Consider the following 25,394-nt stretch of genomic DNA (forward strand, 5'->3'; position numbering starts at 1 on the left):
GGTGACACCCGCGAAATGGGTCAACGTCTGGGCCGAGAGGATGCCAGGCGTGCCGATTACCCTGGTCGCGGTTCCCGCCGCCGAGGTGGTGACACTCCTGCGGGATGGCGGCGCCGACGCCGGATTCGTCAGGCTGCCGGTCGACCGGGACGGGCTCAGCGTGATTCCTCTCTACGTGGAGACCACGGTGGTCGTGGTGCCCAAGGATCACGAGGTGGCCGCCGCCGACGAGGTGGCCATCGCCGACTTGACCGACGACCAGGTGTTGCATCCTCTGGACGACACCATCGAGTGGTCGGTCCGGCCCGGGCTGCCCGCGTTCACCCGCCCGGCCACAACGGCGGACGCGGTCGAGCTGGTGGCGGCCGGCACTGGGCTTCTCCTGGTTCCGCAGTCGCTGGCACGCCTTCACCACCGCAAGGATCTCACTTACCGGCCGGTGCTGGACGCGCCGCAGTCTCAGGTCGCGCTGACCTGGCCCACGGACGCAACCACTGACCTGGTGGAAGATTTCATCGGCATCGTCCGCGGCCGGACAGTGAACAGCTCGCGGGGCCGTACGCCTGCCTCCCCTGCGGAGAAACCGGCACAGCGACAGGCACGTAAACCCGCACAGAATGGCTCCGGTCGCCGGGCCGTGCCGGCCGGCCGCAAAAGGAAGGGCCACCGGCCTCGGTGACCTGCCGCCCCGAATCCTCCGGTTCGTCACTGCGCGTCGCCCAGCCCCGGCTTTGGCAAACGGTGATCAAGCCGGGTGGCGGCTCCCGGAAACGACTCAGGCCCCCTATCCTTGATCAAGGAAGGGGGCCTGAGCTGTGTGTTCCTCAGTTCTACCAAAGCTCCCGCGATAGGACTCGAACCTATAACCTGCCGGTTAACAGCCGGCTGCTCTGCCGTTGAGCTACGCGGGATCGACACCGTCTGCGCTGATCATCGGGGCTTCCCGCCCCTTCGCCGTGCGCAGGAATAGATTAGCGCACTCCGGGAGTGCGTGTCGCATCGTGAGCGGGGTAGGCCCGGAGACAGCGGAGGTGCGAAATGCGATACCGGATGACATTCGCTGCGGGCCTGGCGATCGGCTACGTGCTGGGCAGCCGGGCCGGACGCGAACGGTACGAACAGATCAAGCGCGCGGCGCAGCGCGTCGCCGACAACCCGCGGGTGCAGGAGGCCGCGGGCGTGGTCGGCGCGCAGGCATCGAAGTACGCGGGACTGGCCAGGTCCAGGATGGGCGACACGCTGCAGCAGCGGATCCCGTTCCTGGGCCGCGACGCCCATAAGCACGACGGCGGCACCGGCTGGCCGGACGAGGAGGCCTCCCAGGGCGAGGGCGTGGAGAAGAAGGCCCGCGAGAGCGGGATCCCGTACTGAGAGCGAGCGCATGGGTGTGTGGGAGGTCACACGCCCATGCTGCGCCGCACTCCCTCCAGGGCCTGCTCGGCCTGTGCGCGCAGGCCGGGGTCCTCGGGGTCGAGGCCCTCGTCGAAGACGAGGGTCCAGCCGAGCACCTCGCCGCCGGGCCGGCGTCTGGCCACCAGCCGCACACCGCCCCGGCCGGGCAGCTTGACGTGCTTGTTCACCACGATCGTGGAGTTGACGCGTTCCCGGATGGTCTCGGGCAGCATGCGCGGCTCGTCGATGCGCTCGACGCGCGACCCGCCGTCCATGGTGATGACGGTCAGCCCTTCCTCGCTCCAGGACGCCTTGTCGATCGTCTCGTACGGCACCCGCGTCCCGTCGGGCAGGTAGAGGGCGAGATTCGTGGCGACGAGATAGCCGCCGGCCTGACCTTGCGCGAACGTCAGCACGCGCTCCCCCGGCTCGGTGGTCAACGATTTGCGCACGTCGGCGGGCAGGCGGCGGAAGAGGCTCATTCCACAACGGTATCGGCGAGCAGGTCGAGGGTGAGCGCCGCGCTCCAGGAGAAGTCCCGGCAGCCGCGCCCGCTGCCGTCGAAGGGGTCGAAGCACTCGCGGAACCCGGCCTGCCTGACCAGGCGCAGCGTGCCGTTGGTGAGCTGCTGGGCGAGGTGGTCGAGCGAGTGCACGGCCGCGGCCCGGCGCAGCAGCCAGTTGGTGTTCACCCACGAGGGCCCGCGCCAGTAGCGGGTGCGGTCGAACTGGGCGGCGCGGATCTCGCAACTGGGCACCGGATAGCCGGTGGCGCCCATGAACCTGGCCGACTCCAGCATCTCGACGGCGGCGTGCAGTTGCTCGCTCGGCAGCCCGGGGTCGAGCAGCGGTCCGAACCCGCCCACCGTGGACACTCTGATCAGCCGGTCGGCCCGCAGGTCCCTGGCGTAGAAGCAGCCGTCCCACAGGCGCTCGAGCATGGCCTGCCTGATGCGCGCCGCCTGCTCGACGTGGGGTGCGGGATCGGCGTGCGCCAGCGGCGCCAGCTCCGCCATGGCCTGGCAGGAGGCCAGCCAGATCCCGTTGAACATCGGGTCCTCGACCGCGAACGGGTGCTCGTCACGCAGGTAGCCGGGGCTGTATCCGGCGTCGCGGTAGCGCATGGCGAGCCAGACGTACCGGTCGTGGTCGCTGTCGGGGTGGCGCTCGTCGAGCTCCACGTGGCGGTAGCCGTACCTGATCACGGGCAGCGCGGCCAGCGGCTCGTCCCAGGCGGGGCTGTCGTCCATGCCCGACTCCCACGGGTGCACGATCGCGGCCAGTCCCGCGCCGCCGAGGTCGCGGGCCGAGGCGAGGTAGTCGTGCTGGGCGACCAGCGCCGGGTACGCCTTCCTGACGAACGCCTCGTCGCCGGTGTGCTGGTAGAGCCACCACAGCGCCAGCCCGTGCAGCGGCGGCGCGGTCAGTCCCGAGGTGAGCACGTGCGGCGCGGCCTCGTGCTCCTGTGAGCGCCACACGGAGGGTCCGGGAAAGTACGCCTCCCGCGTGTGGAAGACGATGTGCGGCACCATCCCTGTCGCCCACTGGCCGCGCAGCAGGCTGAGCAGCTCGTCGCGGGCCCGGTCCGGCCGGTGCCTGGCCAGGCCGATGACGACGAACGCGGAGTCCCAGCTCCATTGGTGCGGATAGAGGCCTGGCGCGGGCACGGTGCCAGTGCCCGTCCAGTTCGCCTCGAGCACGGCCATTGCCTCGCGCCCGAGCGCGGCATCGTCAACCGCCGGCCGCGCCTCCATCACCCAACTATGACTGGGGATCCCTCAGGAAGCTATGTCCTCTGCCCCGACTTCCTTTGGGCCCACTTCGACAGGAACATGACGCCGAGAGCGACGGCGCCGATGATGAGGCCCCATTTGAGGAGCGTGAGCGCGAACCCCACGAGAGGCCCGAGCAGTACGAGCGCGGCGACGACCGCCGCGATGATCAGAAATATGCGTCCCATGTCCGTAACGCTAAGAGATCCTTTAAGCGGATTGCAGGCGACACAGGGTTGAATCAGGGACAAGTCAGGGGTCCCCCCGAGCTAAAGGAACTTAAGCGGTCAGACCCACCGTTGAGCCGATATAACCGGGGCACGGGGGGCCTCTTCACGGGGAGCGTGATGAGCCTGGGACCACCTATGAGCAGGGAAGGCGTCGAGCACGCACTGCGCGCTCGGGCCGACGAACGCGACCGCATCTCCGGCGACCTGCTCGATCTCGAATCCCATACCACTTACCAATTGCTCAAGGGGGCCGCCTTACGCGGCGCGACCGAACGCCGCTGGGCCGCGACGCAGGAGTCGCTGGTCCGCCTGTGGGGGCTGAACGACGCCTATCGCGCCGTGTTACGCGACGCCGAGCAGATCAGGGCAACGCGGAGCAGGCTGAGCACCGAGCAGCTGGCCGAGCTGACCGAGCTGCTCGCCGGCGCGTCCGTGCTGCTGCGGGCCGCCGCCAAGCCCGTCGAGCAGCGCTCGCTGCTGCCCCAGGCGGACGAGCGGCTGACCCTCGACGACGCCGTGACACAGATGGACGCCGCGTTCCAAGACGTCACGTCCGCCCTCAACGACATCGACGCCCAGTGGAACACCCTGCTGCCCCGCCTCGACGCCGCCGACGCCGAGCTGCGGCGCATCCGCGAGCTGGAGCGGGACCTCGGTGAGAGCGCCGCCGGCCTGGGCGCGCTGGAAGCCGAGCTGAAGCGGATGCGTACCGCCGTCGTGCAAGACCCGCTCGGCGCGGCCGTCGAGCCCGATCTCGACCGGGTCGCCCGGCTCGTGGCCGCGTCGCTGGCCGAGCTGGAGCTGGCCATCGTCGTCAAGCAGGAGTACGCCAGGCGCCGCGAGAACCTGGAGGCGGCGCTGGACCGGGTACGCGCGGCCGAGAGCGAGGCCAGGCTGGCCCACGGCGCGGTCGTCGTCAAGATCGCCCTGCCGCCGCAGGCCCAGCCCAGGAGCAAGGTGGATGCCCTGACCGGCGCGCTCGACGCCCTCGACGTCTCGGCCGAGACCTGGGTGCTGCGGGCCAAGCGGCTGTCGGAGCTGGAAAACGACGCTACCCGGGCGGCCGAACAGGCGCTGGCCACCGCGAAGGCGCTGTACGGACTGGTGGGCAGGCGTGACGAGCTCCGCGGCCGGCTCGGCGCCTGCCAGGCGATGGCGGTGCGCAAGGGGATGGCCGAGGACCCGGCCGCCACCGGCCTGTTCGCACGGGCTCGCGCGTTGTTGTGGAGCGCCCCGTGCGACCTGACGAAGGCGGCGGTCGCCGTCGAGGACTACCAGCGCGCGATCCACGGAGGGACGTCATGAGCCGCTGCGCACAGCCGGGCTGCACGGGCACGATCGACGAGGGCTACTGCGACCTGTGCGGCACCGCGGAGAGCTCTCCCGCGCCTCCCGCCTCGTATCGGACCCAGCCTTCGTCGCCGCAGACCAATCCGGTGAGCCGGCCGACGAGCGGGCCGACGAGCAGCGGCAGGTCGCGGGCCGGGGTGCTGGCCACCATCGCCGACCTGCCGTCGGTGCCCTACCGCGACCCGGCGACCGCCGTGATGACCAACCCCGAGGTGCCGGAGGAAAAGAGGTTCTGCGCCAATGTCAACTGCGGCAAGCCCGTCGGCCGTTCCAGGGAGGGCCGGCCGGGGCTGACGGACGGGTTCTGCCCCCACTGCCGCACCGCGTTCTCCTTCACCCCGAAGCTGGACAAGGACGACCTGGTGGCGGGCCAATACCGGGTGCTGGGCTGCCTGGCCCACGGCGGGCTCGGCTGGATCTACCTGGCCGCCGACGAGAACCTCGACGGCCGGTGGGTGGTGCTCAAGGGCCTGCTCAACACCAACGACGCCGAGGCGCTGGCGGCAGCGGAGGCCGAGCGCAAGGTGCTCACCACCGTCGATCACCCCAACATCGTCAAGGTGTTCAACTTCCAGCGTTCGGCCGGGCTCGGCTACATCGTCATGGAGTACGTCGGCGGCCAGTCCCTCCACGAGCTGCGCCGCCAGGGCCCGCTGCCGCTGCGCGAGGCCCTGATCTACGGACGGGAGATTCTGCAGGCGTTCGGCTACCTGCACGAGGCCGGCCTGGTGTACTGCGACCTCAAGCCGGCCAACGTGATCAGGGTGGGCAAGGGTCTCAAGGTCATCGACCTGGGCGCGGTGCAGCCGCTCGGCTCGCCGCCCGGCACGTCGTGGGCCACGCGCGGCTATCACGCACCGGAGCTGGAGACGCATCCGTCGTCGGTGACCTCTGACCTCTACACCGTGGCCAGGACGCTGGCGGTGCTGACGATCCCGGGGTTCAGCCCGGTCGTGAACGGCAACACCGCCCCGCTGCCGCAGGACTGCGGGCATCCGTCGTTCACCCGCTGGCTGCGCAGGGCCACCGCCACCCATCCGGCCGACAGGTTCCAGAGCGCGTGGGAGATGGAGGAGCAGCTCCTCGGGGTCTTGCGCGAGGTCTGCGCCCAAGAGGAGGGGGTGCCGTACCCGAATCCGTCGACGTTGTTCGGGCCCGAGCGGGGCGCGGTGGGGACGGCGCTGTCTGAGCAGGACGACGAGGTGTTCGGGTCGCTCGATCCCGTGGTGGTCGCGCACCGGCTACCGGTGCCGCTGGTCGACCCGGGTGACCCCGCCGCGGGCGCGCTGGCCGGGCTGCTCGGCCGGGACGGCAAGGAGCTGATCGACCAGCTCGCCGCGATGCCCCCGACGCCCGAGACGAAGCTGATGAGGGCCAGGCTGCTGGCCGAGGAGGGCGCGGCGGAGACGCCCGTCGCGCTGAGCGCGCTGGCCGCGGAGCTGCCCGGCGACTGGCGCGTCACCTGGTACCGAGGCGTGCTCGCGCTGGCCACGGGGCAGGTGGAGCAGGCCGTGTCGATGTTCGACTCGTGCGTGTCGATACTGCCGGGTGAGCTGCCGCCCAAGCTGGCGCTGGCGTTCGCGCTGGAGTGCGCGGGACAACAGGCCGCGGCCTCCTGGTACGAGACCGTCTGGCGCACCGACCACGGCTGCGTGAGCGCGGCGTTCGGACTGGCCAGGACCGGCAAGATGGACGTGCTCGACGAGGTACCCGCCACGTCGAGCTACCGGATGGCGGCGCAGGTGGCGCTGGCCGCCTCCGCGGTGCGCCGCCCCGACTCCAGCGCGATCGCCCCTGGCGACCTGGTGGCCGCGGCCGGCCGGCTGGCGGGCCTGGCGGACCTGGACCCGCGCCGCCGCGACCTGCTCACCGCCGAGTTGCTGCACGGCGGGCTGACCTGGCTGGAGACGAACGCGCCGCCGCCGGACCTGGAGCTGGCCGGAGCCCGGTTCACCGAGCCCGGGCTGCGCAGGCAGCTGGAGTCCATCTACCGCAAACTCGCCGTCGTGGCCAACTCCCGGCAGGAACGCTACGCGCTCATCGACCAGGCGAACGCCGTGCGACCGAGGACTTGGCTGTGACCGGGGACACCGCGCGCGCCGCTTGCTGCCCCGTCTGTGAAGCTCCCGTCCTCGCTGGCGACACCTACTGCGAGGCTTGCGGTCACCCGCTGGGCGCTCCCACGTGCGCGTCCTGCGGGGCGGCCGCCGTGGACGCGGAAGGCTACTGCGAGCGGTGCGGCCTGCGCCAGCCCACCGGGCGGGACCACGCGGAGACCGTGCTGGACAACGGCGCGGCGGCCCTGACGGACAAGGGGCTGCGCCGCAGCCGCAACGAGGACGCGATGGCGCTGCTGTCGTCCGGCGACACGGTCGTGACCGTGGTGTGCGACGGGGTGGGCAGCTCGCCCAGGGCCGATGAGGCCTCCGCGGTGGCGGTGGAGACCGCGGCCACCGCGCTGGCCAGGGGATTGTCACAGAAGGAGGCGTTCGACCTGGCCGGCCGGGCGGTGGCCAAGCTGGCGACCTCCGTGTACGACGCCCCCGCATGCACGTACGTCGCCGCAGTGGTCGAGCGGGACCGGATCACCCTCGGCTGGGCCGGTGACACGCGGGCCTACTGGTTGTCCTGTGATGGATCCGCAGCGGAGCGAGGACATCCATCACAGGCCCCCGAGCTCGGCTCGGCAATCAGGCACAGCGCCTTGCTGACCGAGGACGACGCGGTGGAGACCGGCGAGATCACCGCCTGGCTCGGGGCGGACGCCGAAGGCGTCACGCTTCACGTACGGACCTTCACCCCGCTCGCGCCCGGCCTGCTGCTGGTCTGCAGCGACGGCCTGTGGCGCTACCTGGACGGCTACGCATTCCCCGCCTCCGGCGCCCCGCTCGACATGGCCCGCGAGATGTTGCGGCACGCACTGGACTCAGGCGGCCAGGACAACGTGACGATCGCCTTGATCCCCTTAGGAGATGCCCGTGAGTGACCAGCCCGCTTTCACGTTGACCATTGACCAGAACAAGTACCTCCCCCTCGACGGCCGCGAGGTGCACGCCATCCTCACCGTCGGCTCCACGGGCGGCGTCACCACGCAGGTCATGCCCGCCGAGGCCGCCGAGGTGATCATTGTGGACACGTCGGGCTCGATGAGCGGAGGGAAGATCCGCGAGGCCCGGCAGGCGGCCGCCACGGCCGTGCGGACGCTGCGCGACGGCGTGCTCTTCGCGGTGATCGCCGGGACCGAGCAGGCCAGTATGGTCTACCCAGGCGGCAGTCCGCGCATGGTCAAGGCCACCCCCGCCACCAAGGCGGACGCCGAGCGGGCGATCGGCCGGCTGCTCGCCCACGGTGGCACCGCCATCGGCGAATGGCTGAAGCTGGCCGGGAGCGTGCTGAACGCGCACCCGTCGGCCATCAAGCACGCGTTGCTGATGACCGACGGCCAGAACAACGAGCGCGCCGAGGTCTTCAGCTCCGTCCTGGCGGGCTGGAGCGGCAAGTTCGTGTGCGACTGCCTCGGGGTCGGCGACGACTGGGTGCCGGCCGAGCTGCGGAAGGTGGCCGAGGCGATGCTCGGCACGTTTGACTTCGTCCGTAACCAGGCGGATTTGCCGGAGTATTTCCGCCGACTCACGCAGACGTCGATGAGCAAGACCGTGGCCGAGCTGTCGCTGCGGGTGTGGGTGCCGCAGACGGCGCGGCTGAAGTTCGTCAAGCAGGTCTCCCCCGTGCTGCTGGACCTGACCGGCAAGCGTGCCGACGTCAACCCGCTGACCGGCGACTACCCGACCGGGTCCTGGGGGGCCGAGGAACGCGAATACCACGTGTGCGTCGAGGTGCCGCCCGGGCAGATCGGCCAGGAGATCAGGGCGGGCTGGGTCAAGCTCGTACGCCCCGACACCGGCGACGTCGTGGCCAGCGGCAACGTGCTCGCCCAGTGGACCGACGACCTGGCGCAGTCCACCCGGATCAACGGGAAGGTCGCCCACTACACCGGCCAGGCGGAGCTGCACGAGCTGATCCAGGACGGGCTCAGCGCGCGGGCGATGGGCGACGTCGACACCGCCACCGCCCGCCTGGTCAAGGCCAGGGAACTGGCCGCCGAGTCGGGCCGGGAGGACACCGCGCGGCTGCTGGAGAAGGTGGTCGAGGTCGATCCCGCCACCGGCACGGCCAGGCTGCGCAGGAACGTCGACAAGGCCGACGAGATCGAGCTCGACACCGGATCGGTCCGCACCAGCCGGCTGCGCAAGGAAGGAAACTGATGGCGACCTGCCCGCAGGGGCACGCGTCCGGCGCCGACGACTACTGCGACGTGTGCGGCGCCCAGATGGCCCCCACGTCTCAGGCCGCCACCCCGGCTCCTACCTCCGCCCCGGTCGCCGCGGAGACCTGCCCCATCTGCCAGACGCCGCGTGCCGGGCAGTTCTGCGAGGTGTGCGGCCACGACTACAGCAGTGCTGGATCCGCAGCGCAGCGAGGACATCGAGTACTGCACTCCGAGCAAGGCTCGGCAATCGGACAGGGCAGCGGGGCTCCCGTCCAGGCCCCGGCGGCCGGGGCGGCGGGGGCCAGGTGGGAGGCCGTGACCGCCGCCGACCGCGCCTACTACGAGAAGGTCATCGCCGAGGGCGGTCCCGACGCCGCCGCGGTGGCGTTCCCGCCGTACTGCCCCGAGCGCTCTTTCGGCCTGTACGGCGAGCAGGTGCGCATCGGGCGGCGCAGCCGGGCCAGGAACCTAGAGCCCGAGATCGACCTGACCGGGCCTCCTGAGGACCCGGGCGTCTCGCACCTGCACGCCGTGCTGCTGGCGCAGCCGGACGGCTCATGGATGCTGGTCGACCCCGGCTCGTCCAACGGCACCCAGGTGAACGGCAAGCTCCTCAAGGTCAACGTGCCCGTTCGGATCGGCCCCGGCGATCGCATCCACCTGGGCGCGTGGACCGTCATCACCCTCAGGGAGGGCACACCATGACCGTGATGGCGCCTGGCCGAGCCCCTGTGGCACCGGCCGGGGCAGCCCCGCCGCCGGTCCGCAGGAGCGTGCCGGGCAGGATCCGGGTCATCTCCGGCATCACCGTCGCCTCGCTGGCGCTGCTGTTCGCGGCCCTCGCGGTCGGCAGCGCGAGCGCCCGCGACGGCCTGCAGGTCATCGGCCACGACGCCGGCCCGCAGGTCGTCGCCACCGCCGGGCTGCACCTCGCGCTGAGCGACATGGACGCGCAGGTCGCCAACATCCTGGTGATGGGCAACGGTTGGGCCCCGTTGCGCCAGAAGGCCATGGCCCGGTACGAGCAGCGCCGATCCGAGGCCAACCAGGCGCTGCTGAAGGCGTTCGAGCTGTCGGGCGACAACCCGGCCGAGCGGCGGACCGTGCAGTCGGTGCTCGACGGGCTCGGCAGGTATGAGCGGCTGGCCGGGCAGGCCCTGGTGCTCGACGAGAGGGCCGGCCACGCGCCGGGGCCACCGCCCGAGGACGTGGTGGCGATCTACCGTCAGGCCACCGACCTGATGCGGAAGGTGCTGCTGCCGCAGGCGTACAACCTGACCCTGGAGAGCGGCACGATCGTGCGCCGCACCTATGACGAGAAGGCGGTCACGGTGCCCCTCCTGCGGGTCGCGGTGGTGGTGGCCGGGCTGCTCGCGCTGGGCTGCCTGGTCTGGCTCCAGGTCTTCCTGGCCACGCGCTTCCGGCGGATATTCGGACCGGCGCTGCTGGTGGCCACGGTGGCGACCGCCGTAGCGATGATCTCCGGGGCCGGCGCGCTCGCGCGGGATCAGGAGGCGCTGCGGGACGCCAAGTCGGCCGGCTTCGACCCGGTGCTGACACTGGCCAGGGCCCGTGCGATCAGCAACAGCATGCAAGGCGACCAGAGCCGCTACCTGCTGGACAAGGAGCGAGCCGACACCTACGAGCACACCTACCTCGACAAGTCGCTGTCGCTCATCTACAGCCCGGCAGGCAACCTGAGCACCTACCACGGCATCGTGAGCAAAGACTCGGGGAGCTTCCTCGGCTTGCTGGGGCCCGAACTCGTCGGCAGGCAGGGCGAAGAGGTGATGCGGGCGTACCAGCGGTTCCAGGCTGCCGACCAGGCATTCCGGGACCTGGTGACGAGCGGCCGCGTCGCCGAGGCGGTCCCGGCGCGGCTCGGTCCGGTCAGCCACGCGTTCGACGCCTACGACCGCTCGCTGGTGGCGCTGACCGACCGGCATCAGGACGAGTTCCAGCGCGCGATCAAGAGCGGCGAGAGCACGCTGGACAGCCTGTGGACGCTGGAGGAATTCGCGATGGGGGCGATCGGCCTGATGGTGATCGCCGGGGTGTGGCCACGACTCAAGGAGTACCGGTGAAACGGGCGCTGGTGATGGTGCTGGCCCTGGCCGCGACGCTGGTCGCGGGCTGCGGGACCGGGGAGCCGGAGTCGATCGTCGACGACGACGACGTCCTGCGCATCGCGGTGCGCGAGGACCTGCCCTCAGTCGGGTTTCTCCGGCCCGACGAGGAGTACGAGGGCTTCGACGTGGACGTGGCCCGGTACATCGCGGACAAGCTCGGCAAGGACTTCCTCTTCGTGCCCGTGCTGGCCGCGGACCGAGAGCAGGTGCTGCTCGACGGGCGGGCCGACATGGTGGTGGCGACGTACACGATCAGCCAGGACCGCAAGGCCAAGGTTCTGTTCGCGGGGCCGTACCACATCTCGTACCAGGACATCCTGACGCGGCCGGGAGAGACGATCAAGAACGTGCGTGATCTCGAGGGCCGGAAGATCTGCGAGGTCCAGGGCTCGAACGCGGCTCAGCGGGTCGTCCAGGAGCGGAGTGTGGCGGCGAAGCTCGTGCCGTTCGCCGACTACGCGCAGTGCCTGGCGGCGCTGAAGGGCAAGAAGGTGGACGCGGTCACCACCAACGACGTCATCCTGGCGGGCCTGGCCAAGCAGGACGGGTCGGGGCTGCGGCTGAACAACGCGCAGTTCAACGAGCAACGCACCGGGGTGGGCCTGCGCAGAGGCGACGTGCCGGGCTGCGAGGCGGTCAACCGGGCGATCACCGACATGTATCAGGACGGGACGGCGGCGAAGCTGCTGCACAAGTGGTTCGGCGGGTCGGGGCTGGACCTGAGCACGATCGCGGTCCCGCAGTTCGAAGGCTGCTCGTGAACATGCGAGCGGGCCGGGTCGTGTCGCCCCGGCCCGCTTCGCACTGCTCTCAGTCCAGGTAGTCCCGCAACATCTGGGCGCGCGTCGGGTGGCGGAGCTTGGCCAGGGTCTTCGACTCGATCTGGCGGATGCGCTCCCGCGTGACCCCGAACTCCCTGCCCACCTCCTCCAGTGTGCGCGGATGGCCGTCGGCCAGGCCGAAGCGCAGCTGGATGATGCGCTGCTCTCGGTCCGACAGCGTGGCCAGGATGTCGTCGAGCTGGTCTTGCAGCATGATGAAGGCCGCGGCCTCCATGGGCACGACAGCGTCGGCGTCCTCGATGAAATCACCGAGGTCGGAGTCCTCCTCGCCGATCGGCGACTGCAGCGACACGGGCTCCTGGGCGATGCGCTGGATCTCCACCACCCGATCGACAGGGAGGTCCATCTCCTTGGCGATCTCCTCGGGGATCGGCTCGCGGCCGAGGTCCTGGTGGAGCTGGCGTTGCACTCTGACGAGCTTGTTGATCGTCTCCACCATGTGCACCGGGATGCGGATGGTCCGTGCCTGGTCGGCGATGGCCCGGGTGATCGCCTGCCGGATCCACCAGGTCGCGTAGGTGGAGAACTTGTAACCCTTGGTGTAGTCGAACTTCTCGACCGCCCGGATGAGCCCCAGGTTGCCCTCCTGGATCAGGTCCAGGAACAACATGCCGCGGCCCACGTACCGCTTGGCGATCGACACCACGAGCCTGAGGTTGGCCTCGATGAGCCGCTGTTTAGCTCGGGTGCCCTGCCAGACGAGCTCCCTGAACTCCGGGAAGGCCAGACGCGAGACCCCGTTGGCCAGCTTGTCCTCGGCGAACAGGCCGGCTTCGATCGACTTGGCGAGCTCCACCTCCTCCTCGGCGGTCAGCAGCGGCACCCGGCCGATCTCCCGCAGGTAGATACGGACGAGATCGCTGGTCGGCGCCCGCTTGCTTACGTCTTCCTCATCGGCGCGGGTGGTCTCCTCGTCGCCCTGGGGCTCGAGGACCTCCACGCCGTTCTCGGCGAGCATCCGCACGACACGTTCCAGCGCGTCGGACGGCAACTCGGATCGGTCAAGCGCGGCTGCGACGTCATCGACGGTTACGCTCCCGCGCTCTCTTCCCTTCGCGACGAGGTCCGCCACCTGATCTACCGATGGCGGACTGCTTGGCAGCACCGATGCACCCACGGGAGACAGTCTGCAGTATTGGTTCCATCAAATGGCAGACCCATTTTTGTCACCGAAGGTAAGGCGATCGTGCTTACCGAATTGAGATCGAAATAAGGTTTAGCCATAGTTTGATCAGGAAAGTAAAGTCAATTACGCGATCAGGATTCACGCGCCCGGCACGACCCCCCGGTCGGACGCAACTCCCTCACTGCCTGAGTCGCGTTGTCCATCACCTTTGTCGCATGTTGGACCGGGCCAAGTTCCCTGGTCAACCGCTCTGCTTTACCGCTTGCTTTCGCGGCCAAACCGTTATCAACCGCCGACGGCGAAACGCCATGATCTCGGGGGTCGGCAGGCATCCACCACCCCGCGCCGTACAACACGGCCTGGTCTCGCACTCCGGCGTAGGGCCGACGGCACCGGCAGCCCTACGCGGGGCAGAGCCGAGGCCCCGCGCGGTGGCGGACGCGGGCGTGGGCGGTCACGGATACGTTACTGGCTGCCCGCGGCGCGATCGCGCAGGACCCGGCGTTGCTGCTCCAGCGCCACCAGCTCACCGAACAACTTGTTGTATTCCTGCTGCTCCTCCACCGGATTGAGCCGCTGGATCCGCGACTTCACCTGAGCGATGGCCCGATCGACCGCGATGGCCTCCATGGCGGCCAGCATCGCGCCCGCATAGCGCTCCTCCGCATGCGCGTCCGCCTGGATCGGCTCCACCGCGAACCGGGTCACCAGCGTCCGAGCCCCCTCCTCGTGGGCATGCTCCAGCAAGAGATCCACCCACTCCCGGCCACCGTATCCGGCCGCGACAACACCGCCGGCGGCCGCGATGACCTTGTGCAGGGCGACATGGTCGGGCGCCGTGAACGCCTGCGGGTCCAGGGCGTCGAAGCGCGGGCCGAGCAGCGCGGGCCGCTGCACTGCCAGCTTGAGCAGCTCACCCTCCACCCGGATGCTCGGATCGACGGGCGCCGCCCTGGGCGCGCGTTGCGGGCGGCCCTGCTGCGCCCCGGCGACCGCGGCGATGCGCTGCATGACGAACCGCTCGTCCATGAAGCCGAGCCACCGGTCCAGGTCGATCGCATATCGCTTGCGCAGCCCGACGTCCTTGATCCCGGCCACGATCGGCGCGGCCGCGTCCAGCGCGGCGATCTTGCCTTCGTTGCTGCGCAGGTCGTAGCGGGAGATCGTGCTCCTGATCGCGAACTGGAACAGCGGCTCCCTGCTGGCGATCAGATCCCGCACGGCCGCGTCCCCCTGCTTGACCCGCAGGTCGCACGGATCGAGCCCGTCGCCCTGCACCGCGACGTACGTCTGCGTGACGAACTTCTGCTCGTCGGCGAACGCCCGCAGCGCCGCCTTCTGTCCAGCCTCGTCACCGTCGAACGTGAAGATCACCTCGCCGCGGAACTCGGCCTGGTCCAGCAGGAACCGGCGCAGGATCTTGATGTGCTCCGCGCCGAACGACGTGCCGCACGTGGCCACCGCCGTCGGCACCCCGGCGAGATGACAGGCCATCACGTCGGTGTAACCCTCGACGATCACCGCCTGGGACCGCTTGGAGATCTCCCGTTTCGCCAGGTCAATCCCATAAAGCACCTGGCTCTTCTTGTAAAGCGGCGTGTCAGGCGTATTCAGATATTTCGGCCCGTCATCGGAATCAAGCAACTTCCGTGCGCCGAAACCGATCACATCGCCCGTGGCGTCCCTGATCGGCCACATCAGCCGCCCGCGGAACCGGTCGATCGGCCCTCGCCGCCCCTCCTTGGCCAGCCCGCCCTTGACCACCTCGTCGGCGGTGAAGCCGCGCCCCAGCAGATGCCGCGTCAGCGCCTCCCACTCGTTGGGCGCATACCCGACCCCGAACGTCTCAGCGTCCGCCCGCTCGAACCCCCGCTCCGACAAGAACCGCCGCCCGGGGGCCGCATCGGGCCCGAACAACTTGCCCGTGTAGAACTCGGCCGCCGCCTTGTGCGCCTCGATCAGCCTGGCCCGCTCGCCGTGATCCCGCCGGGGAACGTAGCCGCCCTGCTCGTACTGCAGCTGGATCCCGGCGCGCTGCGCCAGCCGCTCGACCGCCTCGCTGAACGACAGATGCTCGACCTTCTCCACGAAAGTGATCACATCGCCACCTTCGGAACAACCGAAGCAAAAGTACATCCCGCGCTCGGGGGTGACGTTGAAGGACGGGGTCTTCTCGTCGTGGAAGGGACACAGGCCCTTGAGGTTGCCGCCTCCGGCGTTGCGCAACTGGATGTGCTCGCCGATCACATCGGCTATGGGTGAACGCTCGCGTACGAGCGCGATGTCGACATCACGGATCCGGCCAGCCACGCCGGTGAGTCTATGCCGCCCCACCGACGTTCCCGGCACCTGCCGCCAGAATGGTCAGCATCCCACAGCACGGCGCAGGGTGACGCCGCCTGGCACAACTCGGTGCAGGGAACGCCGGGGCGGGACACGTCAGCGGTGGCGGGCCACAGCGCGGGCGTGTGCGTCGGTCAGCAAGGAACGTGCCTGCTCGCCGGGGTTCAGTAGGGAGATCCAGGCCGCGGTGGCGTAGACGGGGTTCGGCAGGATCCGGTCGATGACGGTGTAGTCGAAGTCGGCGTGGTGCTCGGCATGCGACGCGGGCGGGTAGCCGATGAGCCGCTCGAAGGCGGCGCGCCCGACGGCGATGTTCAGGCGGAAGACACCAGGCCTGTCGAGGTGGGAAGCGGTGTCGCTGCCCGGGTAGTCCTTGGTGACGATCGTGGCGAACGGTTGCTGCCGCTTGGGGATCTCGCCGTCCGGGGCGTACCAGATGAACGTGTCTCCCCATGCCACTTCCGGGGCTTCACTGTCCGGGCCTGGGGTGAAGACGACGGTGCCGGGCAGGCCGGTGACGAACTCGATGATCTCGCTCTCGGTCATGCCTTAAAGTCTGTCATTGAGCCACCCTGTGAGACTTTGCCACCGAAAGCCCAGGACATCACCCGAAAACCCTCAACCCGTGTGCGCGGCCAGCTCAGAAACGGGCACGTAGTCGTGGCGCATGCCGTGATCGCCCAGCCACCGGCGCAGCCCCGCCACCGCCGCCGGGTTCGCCGCCACCTGGGCCGCGTACTCCGACAGCGCCACTTCCTCACCGTCGTCGAACAGCAGCCGCGCGGGCCCTGACCACGACAACGTCCACTTGGCCTCGCCGAGCTGGATCAGCACCGCCTCGAGCGCCTGCCCCAGCACTCCGGCGAGCAGTGTGTCCGACGGGTTCCAGCCCAGCTCGCGCAGCCGCTCCTCCAGCTCGGCCTGCCGCCCGCGTGCGATCGCCTCGAACGCCGCGTCCAGGTACGGCCGCGCCGCCCCCATCACCCGCTGACCGGCCACCGCCAAGTCGTGCAGGGCCTCGGCGTTGCGGCCCGCGTACATGCCGTGGGCCACGAGCTCCTCCCACGACACCGGCCGCAGCCCGGTCAGCGCCTCCGGCGTCCACATGGACTGCTCGACCGCCTGCACCGCCACGTTCGCGTCACGCAGCAGGGTCAGGGCGGAGCGCGGGTCGGGCACGTGCGCCGGCTCCGGCAGGTGCTCGATCGCGGCCAGCCGCTCGGCCAGGCTGGGATGGGAGTCGTACGGCGAAACCTCCTCCGGCTCCTCGCCCAGCTTGGCGAGCTCGGCCTGCCGCCCGGGGTCGCTCATCATCGCGTGGAAACCGCCGAACACCGAGGCGGGACGGGCCCCGCCCGCGCCCGTCAGCGACAGGTAGCTGTTGACGTACAGGTCCCAGCCCATCGCGGTGGCGTGGATCTTGCGCAGGGCGCCCGCCATGGCCTGACGGCCGCCGATCGCGACCGCGAACTGGTCGGCCTCCAGCTCCTGCTTGCGCGAGACGGCCTGCGAGACGCGCAGGTAGAGCTTGGCGTACCAGGAGAACAGCCGCTGGATGAACGGGTGGTTGCCCAGCCCCTGCACGGTGGCGATGAGCGAGACCCGGCCCCGGTAGACGGGCGCGCCCAGGCGGGTGTGGGCGCCGCTATAGTGGCCGAGCTCGTGCCCGAGCACCGCCCGCATCTCGTCTACCGTGAGCGTCTGCAGCAGTGGCAGGCCGACGAACATCCGCCGCCGCGTCGCCCGCAGCCCGAGCCAGCGCGTGTCCTCCGACACGGCCGCGTTCACCTCGGGGACCAGCCGGATCTCGTCCGGCGGCGCGGTGCGTACCCGCTGGGCCAGGTCCTCGACCGTCTGCCACAACACGGGCTCGTGCTCACGCCCCACCGGCACACCCGGCTGCTCGCCGCCCTGACGGCGGCTCACCATGAGGAGAGCACGGACGAGCGCGCCCGCCGCCAGGCTGAGCACGATCGCGATCTTGACGGTGTTCGCGTGGAAGTCGACGAGCAGCATGACGTCGAAGAAGATCGCGGCCACCAGGATGAGGCCGACCAGGACGTAGAAGCCGGCGAGCAGGGTGAAGGCCAGCACTGCCCGAAACGCTGTGGTCATGGGGGAGGACTCCCGGGGGATGGGTTCTCGCGAGGCTCGACACTAGCGGAGTCGGGAAACCGGATAAAATCATTGAACAGATGTCGTACTACGACCAGCATGACCAGGAGCGTTGGGTTCCGGAACCTCCCGGCAATCCTGAACGAGCCGCGTTCGAACGCGACCGCGCCCGCGTCCTGCACAGCTCCGCACTCCGCAGGCTGGCCGCGAAAACGCAGGTCGTGGGCCCTGGAGAGACGCTCGGCGGCGGCCAGCACATCCCGCGCACCCGCCTCACGCACTCACTCGAATGCGCCCAGGTCGGCAGGGAAATGGGCGCCACCCTCGGTGTCGACCCCGACCTCGTCGAGACCGCCTGCCTGGCCCATGACCTGGGGCATCCGCCCTTCGGCCACAACGGCGAGGTCGCGCTCAACGCCCTTGCCACCTCGTGCGGCGGGTTCGAGGGCAACGCCCAGAGCCTGCGCCTGCTCACCAGGCTGGAGGCCAAGGTCCTCACCGAGGACGGCCGCAGCGCCGGGCTCAACCTGACGCGGGCGGCGCTGGACGCTTCCATCAAATATCCTTGGACATGCGAAAAGTCGGCAAAATTCGGTGTTTATGACGATGACCTGCCCGTGTTCCGGTGGATCAGGGAGGGCGCTCCGGAAGGACGGGTGAGCTTCGAGGCGCAGATCATGGACTGGGCCGACGACGTCGCCTACTCCGTCCACGACCTCGAGGACGCCCTGCACTCCGGCCACGTCACCCCCGAAGCGCTCCAGTCGCCCATCGAGCGCCACCACGTCTGCGAGATCACCCGCACCTGGTACGCCCCCGGCGCCGACCTCAATGAGCTCGAGGTGGTCTTCGCCAAGCTGATCGCCGACAAACTCTGGCCGCGCCGTTTCGAGGCCACCCTCGCCGACCTGGCCGGGCTCAAGGCCCTCACCAGCGGCCTCATCGGCCGCTTCTGCCGCTCCGCCCAGGCCGCCACCAAAGAGGTGTACGGCACCCGCCACCGCGCCGACCTCGTCGTCCCCCACGCCACCCGGCTGGAGTGCGCGCTGCTCAAAGGCGTCACCGCCCACTACGTGATGACCACCGCGGACCACCACGCCAACCAGGCCAGGCAGCGTGAGCTCATCACCGAGCTGGCGTCGCTGATCACTCTCGGCGCGCCGGGCACGCTGGAGCCCGCCTTCCGGCCCGCGTACGTGGATGCTCCCGACAACGCCGCCCGCGTCCGCGTGGTCATCGACCAGATCGCCTCGCTGACCGACACCTCGGCCGTCGCCTGGCACCGCCGGCTCTCCCGTTAACCGTCCCCGCATTTGGCCCCCATGTCGACCAAGGTTTGCCAATGCGGCAGGTCACCTGACACAACCCGCTTTCCCGATGTGCGCGGTGGGCGGATACTGCGCCCATGGCCACATATGTGATCGTCGGCGCCGGGCTGGCCGGGGCCAAAGCCGCGCAGACGCTGCGCGAGGAGGGCTTCGACGGCGACATCGTGCTGATCGGTGCGGAAGCCGAACGGCCCTACGAGAGACCGCCCCTGTCCAAGGACTACCTCCAGGGCAAGAGCGAACGAGAGAAGATCTTCGTGCACGCTCCCGAGTGGTACCCGGACAACGGCGTGGACCTGCGGCTCGGCATTCCGGTCACCCGCATCGAGCTCGATCACCATGTGGTCAGGCTCGGCAACGGGTCGCGCCAGCCGTACGACAAGCTGCTCATCGCCACCGGCGCCACGCCCAGGCGCCTGCCGGGGCCCGGCCACTACCTGCGTACGGTCGAGGACAGCGAGACGCTGAAAGAACGCTTCACGCAGGCCGAGAGCGTGCTCATCGTGGGCGCCTCCTGGATCGGGCTGGAGACCGCGGCGGCGGCCCGCGCCGCCGGCCGCGCCGTCACCGTCGTCGAGCCCGAGCCCACCGCGCTGAACCGGGCACTCGGCCCCGAACTGGGCGACATGTTCGCCCGCATGCACGCGCGTAAGGGAGTCGACCTGCGCTTCGGCACCGCCGCCGCGGAGATCACCGACACCGGGGTGCGGCTCAGCTCCGGCGAGCGGCTCACGGCCGACCTCGTCGTGGTCGGCATCGGCGCCGTGCCCGAGGTCGGGCTCGCCCGCGACGCCGGGCTCGAGGTCGGGCAGGGCATCCTTACCGACGCGGCGCTGCGGACCTCGCATCCCGACGTGTTCGCGGCCGGCGACGTGGCCGAGCCCTTCCACCCCCTGTACGGCCGGCGCCTGCGCGTCGAGCACTGGGCCAACGCCCTGCACGGCGGCCCGGCAGCCGCCCGCTCCATGCTCGGCCAGGAGGTCGCCTATGACGCGATCCCGTACTTCTACACCGACCAGTACGAGCTCGGCATGGAGTTCTCCGGCGACATCGAGGGCTACGACGAGATCGTCTACCGCGGCGACGTCGAGAGCCTGGAGTTCATCGCCTACTGGCTGCGCGACAGCCGGGTGATCGCCGGGATGAACGTCAACGTCTGGGACGTCGTCGACGAGATCCAGGAGCTGATCCGATCACGCGCCATCGTCAACCCCAAGGAACTTGCTACGGGCCAGTCGTGACCACGCCCGGGCTGCCGTCGCCGGTCTGCGGTTCCGGCTGCGGTTCCGGCTCCGGGCGGTCGTCGTTCGAGACCTTCTTCGACGAGCACTGCACGGTGCAGCGCGGCGTCTCGCCGAGCTTGCCGCGCAGCGCCAGCGTCTCCTCGCGGGGCGAGAGCGTGCGGTTGCCCGACTGCCAGGCGTCCAGATAGTCCCACGGCTCGACCATGCCCCTGCGTACCCACCACAAGGACGGACCGGTCTTCCACGAGATCGCGAAATAGAGGTTGGGGCCGGTGTCGCGGGCGTTGCCCGACCGGCCCACCCGCCCGAGCAGCTGACCCGCCTTCACCCGCACGCCCGGCTTGACACCGTCGGCCACCGAGTCCAGGTGGCCGCCCAGGTACCGGACGCCGTCGTCACCGATGATCGTGACGAACCTGCCCTCGCGGTCGGCGCCCGCGTCCGTGGACGGCCGCCACTTGTTCTGCACGTTGACCTCGTCCACCACGCCGCCGATCGGCGCCACGAACGCGCACCCCTCGCCGGCCCAGATGGTCGTCTTGGGCAGCACGAGCAGCCTGCGCTGGTAGGTCGTCTTGCAGCCCTTGACCGGGAAGGTGTACGTGTACTTCGACAACTTGGGCGGCGGCACCTTGACCGGGTCCTCGCCTTCCGGCGGCTGCTCGGCGGCCTGGTGCTCGGCCGAGGGGCTGGGCGTCGGGATCGTGGCCGTGACCGCGGGCGTGCCCGTCGCGGGGGCGGTGGAGGGCGACTGGGCGCTCACTCCCGCCAGGCCGGTGGCCTGGGTGCAGGCGCCGGTCAGCAGCAGGGCGCCTGCCATGGCCGCCCATCGTACGAGATGCCCCGATCGCATGATCTCCACCCGCGTCACCGTTTCCACCGACAACCTTTACCTTTGTAGCCGACCGGGGACTCCCGCAGAGCCAGTTTCCCTCTTAACCGCCCAGGGGGTTAGAGAACTGTGCGTCAAGGAAGGCGTCCCCTTCCACCGGAGCGATGGTGACGGCGCGGTCAGGGCCAGGCGACCGGCACGGCTGGGCACAGCCGCTCGTACGGGCCGGCGTCGCGGGTGACGATGCGCCAGTCGGTGGCGTTGCCGACCTCGGCACGGCGGCTCAGCGCCACGTGCGCGGTGTGGGCGGCAGGAAGCGAGGCGGTGTCGTGCTCGGCGGCGAGCGAGCCCGCGGTGACGGCGTCGTCCGCGCCGAGCTCGTCGACGTGGTCGGCGATCACCCGCAGGAGGCCGTCGAGTCGTTCCCGAGCCGGCTCGGTGCGGACCTGGCGGGCCGCCTCCGCCACGACGACGGCCGGGACGACGATCGGATAACCCCGGCGGACGGCCTCACCGATGATCACCTCGATCTCGGTGTCCTTGCCGAGCCAGTCCGCGAGCGCGGCGTGATCGACGATCAGCCCTGTGTCCAGGAAACGCAGCGTCATCGATGGCTTTGCTCGATGCGGTCGAACATGGCGCGGACGCGGGCGAGCGTCTCGGCCGGGGCCGCCTCTAGGTCATAGCCGACGAGCTCGCGCCAGGCGGCCATGCGCCGATCGCGTTCGAGTTTCTCGGCGACGGCCTCGCCCACGTACGTGGAGACGGACATCCCGTGCGCGGCGGCCGCGTTCCCGAGTTGCCGGCCGACCTCCTCGGTATGGGAGAAGCTCGTCCGCTTGTCCTTCGTCTGCATACGTTTGAATCTAACACTGCATACGCCGCTGCGCGGCGCAGCTCATAGCCGTGTCTTCATCAACGCCTCGACGCGGGCCAGCTGGGTGGCCAGGTCGGCGACCTCGGAACGCAACGAGTCGATGGCCACCGCCGTGCTCTTGTTGGTCTGGTAGTCGTGCATCGCGAGCTCCGAGGCCACCTGGTCGCTACGCCTGCCCGCGATGAGCAGGACGGACGCCTGCAGTCCCGCCAGGCACGACAGCACCAGGTTGAGCAGGATGTACGGATACGGGTCGAAGCCGTGCCGGCCGTTGCCGATGATCCAGACGACGAGCACGGCGAGGAAGGTGAGGACGAACGGCCACGACCCCATGACGAGCCGCGTCCGGTCGGCCGCCCGTTCGCCGACGGTGAGCCGGCTGCCCGTGCGGACACCCGGATGGCGCTCCCAGCGGCTTCGCCAGGTCCGGCCGAGGTGGTGATCGGTCTGCATGACTCGATCGTGCCGCGCCGCACATGAGAACCGGATGAAAAGGGCAACTAGCCCAGCGGCAGGCGGGCGATCACCACCGCGCCCCCGAGGGGCGCGCCGTTGCGGGCCGAGACGAGGCCGCCGTGCGCGATGACCACCTCCCGCACGATCGACAGGCCGAGTCCCGCGCCGGGCGCCGCACCGCTGCGGGCGTCGTCGCCTCTGGTGAAGCGGGCGAACGCCGCGTCGAGCAGGCCGCCGGGGAAGCCGGGCCCGTCGTCGGCGACCTCCACCGTGGCCGACTCGCGGTCGCTCGTGACCCGGATCCGCACGGTGCCCGCCCCGGCGGCCGCGCTGTTGCGGGCCAGGTTGGCCAGCACCTGGCGGAGCCGCTCCGGGTCGGCATTCACCACGACAGGCTCACCGGACGCCTCGATGCGCAGGCCGAGCGCGGGCCCGAGACGGCGTGCCTCGGCGACGGCCAGGTCGAGCAGGTCCACGGCCTCGATGCGGACGACGAGCGTGCCCGTCCGGGCCCGCGCCAGCAGCAGCAGGTCGTCGGCCAGCCGCGACAGCCGGTCCGCCTCGCCGAGCGCGGCCCGCAGTGACTGCTCGACCTCGCGGTCGTCGCCGATGGCGTCGAGTGCCAGCTCCAGCTCGCCCCGCAGCACCGCGAGCGGTGTGCGCAGCTCATGGCTGGCGTCGTCCACGAACGCCCGCTCGCGCTCGGCCGCCACGCCGAGCCGGGCCAGCATGTCGTTGAGGGTACGGGCGAGCCGGGCGATCTCGTCATCCCCCGGCACAGCGGGCAGGCTGCTGCCGCTCTCCAGCGACGAGATGATGGCGGCCTCGCGGGTCAGGGCGTCGACGGGCCGCAGCGCGGCGCGCACGACCGCCCAGGCGCCGACGGCCAGCGCGCCGACCAGCAGGGGCGCGGCGAGGAAGAGCACCAGCGCCAGCCGGTCGCGGGCGGCGTGGACGGGCTCGGCCGACACCGCGACCGCCAGCACGCCGGAGCCGATGCGTTCCGTCAGCACCCGTACGGAGATCGTCTCGCCGTCCTCCCCGACCGGCAGCGACCGCGTGGCCAGCGTCCCGTCCCCCGCCTGGCGGACCTGCTCGGGGGTGAGCAGCCGCCGCTCCCGCAGCGCGGCGGAGCCGGCCATCACCCCGCCGTCCGGGCCGTACAGCTGGGCCATCGGGTCGTCGGTCAGCGCGACGGCGTCGCCGACCTCGAGCGCCACGGCCAGGTCGCCGGCGCGGGCGGTCAGCCCGGCGTCGATGGCGGCCCAGAGCTGGCGGTCGAGCGCGGCGTACAGGAGGGCGAGGCAGATGGCGAGCACGCAGGCGGCCCCCGCCGCGGTGACGAGAGTCACACGGGCCCGCATCGAGCCTGGTAGCAGCCGCACGTGCACAGCCTGGCACAATCCGCCCGATCAGGCCGCGGCGGCTCTCATCTGTCTCTCATCGACGGGCTCACATCCTGATGTCACGAACACCGGATCGTCACCCGAGGAGCCTGACATGAGCGTCCCCACCTTCGAGCCACGCCAGTCGCATGCCTACCCCGCCCCCGACGTCCCCTCTCACCGGTCGCGGCGGGTGGGCGGCCGGGTGCTGGCCGCCTCCGTCGCCATCGTCGCCGCGGTGGCGGCCGCCGGCGCCGGCGGCTACCTGGGCGGCCGCGACGTCGCCCGGGCCAGTGTGCCCACCACCGCCACCGTTCCCGCGGTGTCCGGGGCCGCGGTGAACGCGCCTGCCATCCTGGCCAAGATCGAGCCGTCGATCGTCACGGTACGCACCCGCTCCGTCGGGGTGAACGCGCTCATGGAGCCAGTGGCCGAGCAGGGCACCGGCACCGGGTTCGTGATCGCCGCCAACGGCCTCATCGCCACGAACAACCACGTCGTCGAGGGCGCTCAGGCCATCACCGTCACGCTGCGGGACGGGCGGACGTTAACGGCGAAGGTGCTGCGCAGCGACCCGGCGGCCGACCTGGCCGTGCTGCGGGTGAACGCCACGAACCTGCCGGTCGCCCCGCTCGGGGACTCCTCGACGCTGAAGGTCGGCGACCCGGTCATCGCGATCGGCAACGCCCTGGCCCTGCCGGGCGGCCCGACGGTGACAGAAGGCATCGTGTCCGCGCTGGACCGTACCGTCCAGACCGACGCGGGAGCGCGCCTGCAGCACGTGATCCAGACCGACGCGGCCATCAACCCCGGCAACAGCGGCGGCCCGCTCGTGGACGCATCCGGCCGGATCGTCGGCATCAACACGGCCGCCGCCGGCGACGCGCAGAACATCGGCTTCTCCATCGCCATCAACGGCGCCCGGCACACGATCGACGACCTGCTCGCCTGACTAGGGTGGAATCATGAGGGTGCTCGTCGTAGAGGACGATCCCGGCATGTCCAGCATGCTGATCCGCGGACTGCGCCGCGAGGGCTACGCCGTGGACGCCGCGGGCAACGGCGAGGACGCGCTGTGGAGCGTCACGGAGAACGACTACGACGCCGTCGTGCTCGATGCCATGATCCCCGCGCCGGACGGGTTCGAGGTGTGCCGGCGGATGCGCGCGGCGGGCCGCTGGGCCCCGGTGCTCATGCTCACCGCGCGCAACGCCGTGACCGACCGCGTACGCGGCCTGGACTCGGGCGCCGACGACTACCTCACCAAGCCGTTCGCGTTGTCGGAGCTCTACGCCCGGCTGCGGGCCCTGACCCGCCGCGACCCGCACGAGCGGCCGGCCGTGCTGCAGGTCGGCGATCTCATCCTGGACCCGGTCAGCCACGTGGTGCGGCGCGGCGAGGCGGCGATCACGCTGTCGCCGAAGGAGTTCGCGCTGCTGCACGAGTTCATGCGGCGGCCCGGCGAGGTGCTCAGCCGGACCCATCTGATCGAGCATGTATGGGACTTCGCCTACGACGGCGGCTCGAACGTGGTCGACGTGTACGTCCGCTACCTGCGTGACAAAGTGGACCGGCCGTTCGGCCGCGACAACATCCAGACCGTGCGCGGCGCCGGCTACCGCCTCGACCCCGCGGTCTGACCTCTTCTCGACCGGCCGGCAGCTACAGGAGCTCGACCTGCTCAGCCACCATCGGGACGCGCTG

General features: G+C 70.4%; 25 protein-coding genes and 1 tRNA gene. 13 read left to right on the top strand and 13 right to left on the bottom strand.

The features are described 5' to 3' along the window. Nucleotide 1: 1 nt before the first annotated feature. Nucleotides 2-679 carry a LysR family substrate-binding domain-containing protein gene (locus ACTWPT_RS13120; protein ID WP_443177683.1) on the top strand — a complete coding sequence of 226 codons (678 nt, stop codon included), beginning with the start codon at nt 2-4 and terminating at the stop codon, nt 677-679. 160 nt (nt 680-839) lie between these two features. Here ACTWPT_RS13120 and ACTWPT_RS13125 read toward each other — a convergent pair. Beyond that, nucleotides 840-911: transfer RNA gene (locus tag ACTWPT_RS13125), tRNA-Asn, on the bottom strand. A 127-nt stretch (nt 912-1,038) separates the two neighbouring features. Here ACTWPT_RS13125 and ACTWPT_RS13130 point away from each other — a divergent pair. Next, on the top strand, nt 1,039-1,371 hold the full coding sequence (locus tag ACTWPT_RS13130) for a YtxH domain-containing protein (RefSeq protein WP_443177599.1): 333 nt from the start codon (nt 1,039-1,041) through the stop codon (nt 1,369-1,371). Between the two features lie 26 nt (nt 1,372-1,397). On the opposite strand, the gene ACTWPT_RS13135 is transcribed toward ACTWPT_RS13130, so the two are convergent. From ACTWPT_RS13135 to ACTWPT_RS13145, 3 genes are read right to left on the bottom strand one after another with little or no spacing between them, the layout of a single operon-like run. Continuing rightward, nucleotides 1,398-1,874 carry a hypothetical protein gene (locus tag ACTWPT_RS13135; protein WP_443177600.1) on the bottom strand — a complete coding sequence of 159 codons (477 nt, stop codon included), beginning with the start codon at nt 1,872-1,874 and terminating at the stop codon, nt 1,398-1,400. Next, a complete protein-coding gene (locus ACTWPT_RS13140; RefSeq protein ID WP_443177601.1) occupies nt 1,871-3,145 on the bottom strand; it encodes an amylo-alpha-1,6-glucosidase in 1,275 nt (424 codons plus the stop codon). Before ACTWPT_RS13140 ends, ACTWPT_RS13135 begins: the two co-directional genes overlap by 4 nt. A 32-nt stretch (nt 3,146-3,177) precedes the next feature. Then, nucleotides 3,178-3,351 (bottom strand): hypothetical protein, encoded by a 174-nt coding sequence (locus ACTWPT_RS13145; RefSeq protein ID WP_443177602.1) that lies wholly within the window; start codon nt 3,349-3,351, stop codon nt 3,178-3,180. A gap of 177 nt (nt 3,352-3,528) precedes the next feature. On the opposite strand from ACTWPT_RS13145, the gene ACTWPT_RS13150 reads away from it, so the two are divergent. The 7 genes from ACTWPT_RS13150 (at nt 3,529) to ACTWPT_RS13180 (ending at nt 11,903) form a co-directional block, all read left to right on the top strand. Beyond that, nucleotides 3,529-4,698, top strand: a complete 1,170-nt coding sequence (locus ACTWPT_RS13150; RefSeq protein WP_443177603.1) for a hypothetical protein — start codon at nt 3,529-3,531, stop codon at nt 4,696-4,698. Further along, complete coding sequence (locus ACTWPT_RS13155; protein ID WP_443177604.1) at nt 4,695-6,824, top strand: tetratricopeptide repeat protein; 2,130 nt, start codon at nt 4,695-4,697, stop codon at nt 6,822-6,824. Before ACTWPT_RS13150 ends, ACTWPT_RS13155 begins: the two co-directional genes overlap by 4 nt. Nucleotides 6,825-6,952: 128 nt before the next feature. Beyond that, the gene (locus ACTWPT_RS13160; RefSeq protein WP_443177605.1) at nt 6,953-7,729 is read left to right on the top strand and encodes a PP2C family protein-serine/threonine phosphatase; all 777 of its coding nucleotides are present in this window, start codon (nt 6,953-6,955) and stop codon (nt 7,727-7,729) included. Continuing rightward, a complete protein-coding gene (locus ACTWPT_RS13165) occupies nt 7,722-9,008 on the top strand; it encodes a vWA domain-containing protein (RefSeq protein WP_443177606.1) in 1,287 nt (428 codons plus the stop codon). Before ACTWPT_RS13160 ends, ACTWPT_RS13165 begins: the two co-directional genes overlap by 8 nt. Then, nucleotides 9,008-9,718, top strand: coding sequence for an FHA domain-containing protein (locus ACTWPT_RS13170; protein WP_443177607.1), 711 nt, complete (start codon nt 9,008-9,010; stop codon nt 9,716-9,718). Before ACTWPT_RS13165 ends, ACTWPT_RS13170 begins: the two co-directional genes overlap by 1 nt. After that, nucleotides 9,715-11,097, top strand: coding sequence for a hypothetical protein (locus ACTWPT_RS13175; RefSeq protein ID WP_443177608.1), 1,383 nt, complete (start codon nt 9,715-9,717; stop codon nt 11,095-11,097). The genes ACTWPT_RS13170 and ACTWPT_RS13175 overlap by 4 nt, the downstream gene beginning before the upstream one ends. Next, entirely contained in the window at nt 11,094-11,903 is an 810-nt protein-coding gene (locus ACTWPT_RS13180) for a transporter substrate-binding domain-containing protein (RefSeq protein ID WP_443177609.1), read from the top strand. Before ACTWPT_RS13175 ends, ACTWPT_RS13180 begins: the two co-directional genes overlap by 4 nt. A gap of 49 nt (nt 11,904-11,952) precedes the next feature. Here the strand turns inward: ACTWPT_RS13180 and rpoD are convergent, their stop codons facing one another. From rpoD to ACTWPT_RS13200, 4 genes are all read right to left on the bottom strand, one after another. Continuing rightward, on the bottom strand, nt 11,953-13,056 hold the full coding sequence (gene rpoD / locus ACTWPT_RS13185; protein ID WP_443177684.1) for an RNA polymerase sigma factor RpoD: 1,104 nt from the start codon (nt 13,054-13,056) through the stop codon (nt 11,953-11,955). Nucleotides 13,057-13,575: 519 nt separating this feature from the next. Continuing rightward, entirely contained in the window at nt 13,576-15,420 is a 1,845-nt protein-coding gene (gene dnaG / locus ACTWPT_RS13190; RefSeq protein ID WP_443177610.1) for a DNA primase, read from the bottom strand. A 129-nt stretch (nt 15,421-15,549) separates the two neighbouring features. Beyond that, nucleotides 15,550-15,999 (bottom strand): DUF6194 family protein, encoded by a 450-nt coding sequence (locus ACTWPT_RS13195; protein WP_443177611.1) that lies wholly within the window; start codon nt 15,997-15,999, stop codon nt 15,550-15,552. Between the two features lie 72 nt (nt 16,000-16,071). Continuing rightward, nucleotides 16,072-17,568 carry a M48 family metallopeptidase gene (locus ACTWPT_RS13200; RefSeq protein WP_443177612.1) on the bottom strand — a complete coding sequence of 499 codons (1,497 nt, stop codon included), beginning with the start codon at nt 17,566-17,568 and terminating at the stop codon, nt 16,072-16,074. Nucleotides 17,569-17,648: 80 nt separating this feature from the next. On the opposite strand from ACTWPT_RS13200, the gene ACTWPT_RS13205 reads away from it, so the two are divergent. Beyond that, on the top strand, nt 17,649-18,869 hold the full coding sequence (locus ACTWPT_RS13205) for a deoxyguanosinetriphosphate triphosphohydrolase (protein ID WP_443177613.1): 1,221 nt from the start codon (nt 17,649-17,651) through the stop codon (nt 18,867-18,869). 104 nt (nt 18,870-18,973) lie between these two features. Then, on the top strand, nt 18,974-20,137 hold the full coding sequence (locus ACTWPT_RS13210; protein ID WP_443177614.1) for an NAD(P)/FAD-dependent oxidoreductase: 1,164 nt from the start codon (nt 18,974-18,976) through the stop codon (nt 20,135-20,137). On the opposite strand, the gene ACTWPT_RS13215 is transcribed toward ACTWPT_RS13210, so the two are convergent. The 5 genes from ACTWPT_RS13215 to ACTWPT_RS13235 form a co-directional block, all read right to left on the bottom strand. Then, nucleotides 20,121-21,020: a M23 family metallopeptidase gene (locus ACTWPT_RS13215; RefSeq protein WP_443177615.1), complete on the bottom strand. Its 900-nt coding sequence runs from the start codon at nt 21,018-21,020 to the stop codon at nt 20,121-20,123. The genes ACTWPT_RS13210 and ACTWPT_RS13215 overlap by 17 nt on opposite strands. 131 nt (nt 21,021-21,151) lie before the next feature. After that, complete coding sequence (locus tag ACTWPT_RS13220) at nt 21,152-21,580, bottom strand: hypothetical protein (protein ID WP_443177616.1); 429 nt, start codon at nt 21,578-21,580, stop codon at nt 21,152-21,154. Next, nucleotides 21,577-21,828 (bottom strand): hypothetical protein, encoded by a 252-nt coding sequence (locus ACTWPT_RS13225; protein WP_443177617.1) that lies wholly within the window; start codon nt 21,826-21,828, stop codon nt 21,577-21,579. The genes ACTWPT_RS13220 and ACTWPT_RS13225 overlap by 4 nt, the downstream gene beginning before the upstream one ends. A gap of 42 nt (nt 21,829-21,870) precedes the next feature. Then, nucleotides 21,871-22,302: a DUF1003 domain-containing protein gene (locus ACTWPT_RS13230; protein ID WP_443177618.1), complete on the bottom strand. Its 432-nt coding sequence runs from the start codon at nt 22,300-22,302 to the stop codon at nt 21,871-21,873. A 47-nt stretch (nt 22,303-22,349) separates the two neighbouring features. Then, nucleotides 22,350-23,690, bottom strand: a complete 1,341-nt coding sequence (locus ACTWPT_RS13235) for a sensor histidine kinase (protein WP_443177619.1) — start codon at nt 23,688-23,690, stop codon at nt 22,350-22,352. Nucleotides 23,691-23,805: 115 nt separating this feature from the next. Here ACTWPT_RS13235 and ACTWPT_RS13240 point away from each other — a divergent pair, with 115 nt between their 5' ends. Beyond that, nucleotides 23,806-24,642: a S1C family serine protease gene (locus tag ACTWPT_RS13240; protein WP_443177620.1), complete on the top strand. Its 837-nt coding sequence runs from the start codon at nt 23,806-23,808 to the stop codon at nt 24,640-24,642. Between the two features lie 13 nt (nt 24,643-24,655). After that, a complete protein-coding gene (locus tag ACTWPT_RS13245) occupies nt 24,656-25,330 on the top strand; it encodes a response regulator transcription factor (RefSeq protein ID WP_443177621.1) in 675 nt (224 codons plus the stop codon). Nucleotides 25,331-25,394 lie beyond the last annotated feature (64 nt).

It is taken from the genome of Nonomuraea sp. 3N208 (assembly GCF_052245935.1).
Taxonomy (GTDB): domain Bacteria; phylum Actinomycetota; class Actinomycetes; order Streptosporangiales; family Streptosporangiaceae; genus Nonomuraea.

Coding starts and splice junctions, on each gene's coding strand:
- ACTWPT_RS13245 (WP_443177621.1), top strand. CDS start 24,656: ATGAGGGTGCTCGTCGTAGAGGACGATCCCGGCATGTCCAGCATGCTG.
- ACTWPT_RS13155 (WP_443177604.1), top strand. CDS start 4,695: ATGAGCCGCTGCGCACAGCCGGGCTGCACGGGCACGATCGACGAGGGC.
- ACTWPT_RS13135 (WP_443177600.1), bottom strand. CDS start 1,874: ATGAGCCTCTTCCGCCGCCTGCCCGCCGACGTGCGCAAATCGTTGACC.
- ACTWPT_RS13150 (WP_443177603.1), top strand. CDS start 3,529: ATGAGCAGGGAAGGCGTCGAGCACGCACTGCGCGCTCGGGCCGACGAA.
- ACTWPT_RS13210 (WP_443177614.1), top strand. CDS start 18,974: ATGGCCACATATGTGATCGTCGGCGCCGGGCTGGCCGGGGCCAAAGCC.
- ACTWPT_RS13130 (WP_443177599.1), top strand. CDS start 1,039: ATGCGATACCGGATGACATTCGCTGCGGGCCTGGCGATCGGCTACGTG.
- ACTWPT_RS13195 (WP_443177611.1), bottom strand. CDS start 15,999: ATGACCGAGAGCGAGATCATCGAGTTCGTCACCGGCCTGCCCGGCACC.
- ACTWPT_RS13220 (WP_443177616.1), bottom strand. CDS start 21,580: ATGACGCTGCGTTTCCTGGACACAGGGCTGATCGTCGATCACGCCGCG.
- ACTWPT_RS13240 (WP_443177620.1), top strand. CDS start 23,806: ATGAGCGTCCCCACCTTCGAGCCACGCCAGTCGCATGCCTACCCCGCC.
- ACTWPT_RS13170 (WP_443177607.1), top strand. CDS start 9,008: ATGGCGACCTGCCCGCAGGGGCACGCGTCCGGCGCCGACGACTACTGC.
- ACTWPT_RS13230 (WP_443177618.1), bottom strand. CDS start 22,302: ATGCAGACCGATCACCACCTCGGCCGGACCTGGCGAAGCCGCTGGGAG.
- ACTWPT_RS13225 (WP_443177617.1), bottom strand. CDS start 21,828: ATGCAGACGAAGGACAAGCGGACGAGCTTCTCCCATACCGAGGAGGTC.
- ACTWPT_RS13205 (WP_443177613.1), top strand. CDS start 17,649: ATGTCGTACTACGACCAGCATGACCAGGAGCGTTGGGTTCCGGAACCT.
- ACTWPT_RS13145 (WP_443177602.1), bottom strand. CDS start 3,351: ATGGGACGCATATTTCTGATCATCGCGGCGGTCGTCGCCGCGCTCGTA.
- ACTWPT_RS13140 (WP_443177601.1), bottom strand. CDS start 3,145: ATGGAGGCGCGGCCGGCGGTTGACGATGCCGCGCTCGGGCGCGAGGCA.
- ACTWPT_RS13200 (WP_443177612.1), bottom strand. CDS start 17,568: ATGACCACAGCGTTTCGGGCAGTGCTGGCCTTCACCCTGCTCGCCGGC.
- ACTWPT_RS13175 (WP_443177608.1), top strand. CDS start 9,715: ATGACCGTGATGGCGCCTGGCCGAGCCCCTGTGGCACCGGCCGGGGCA.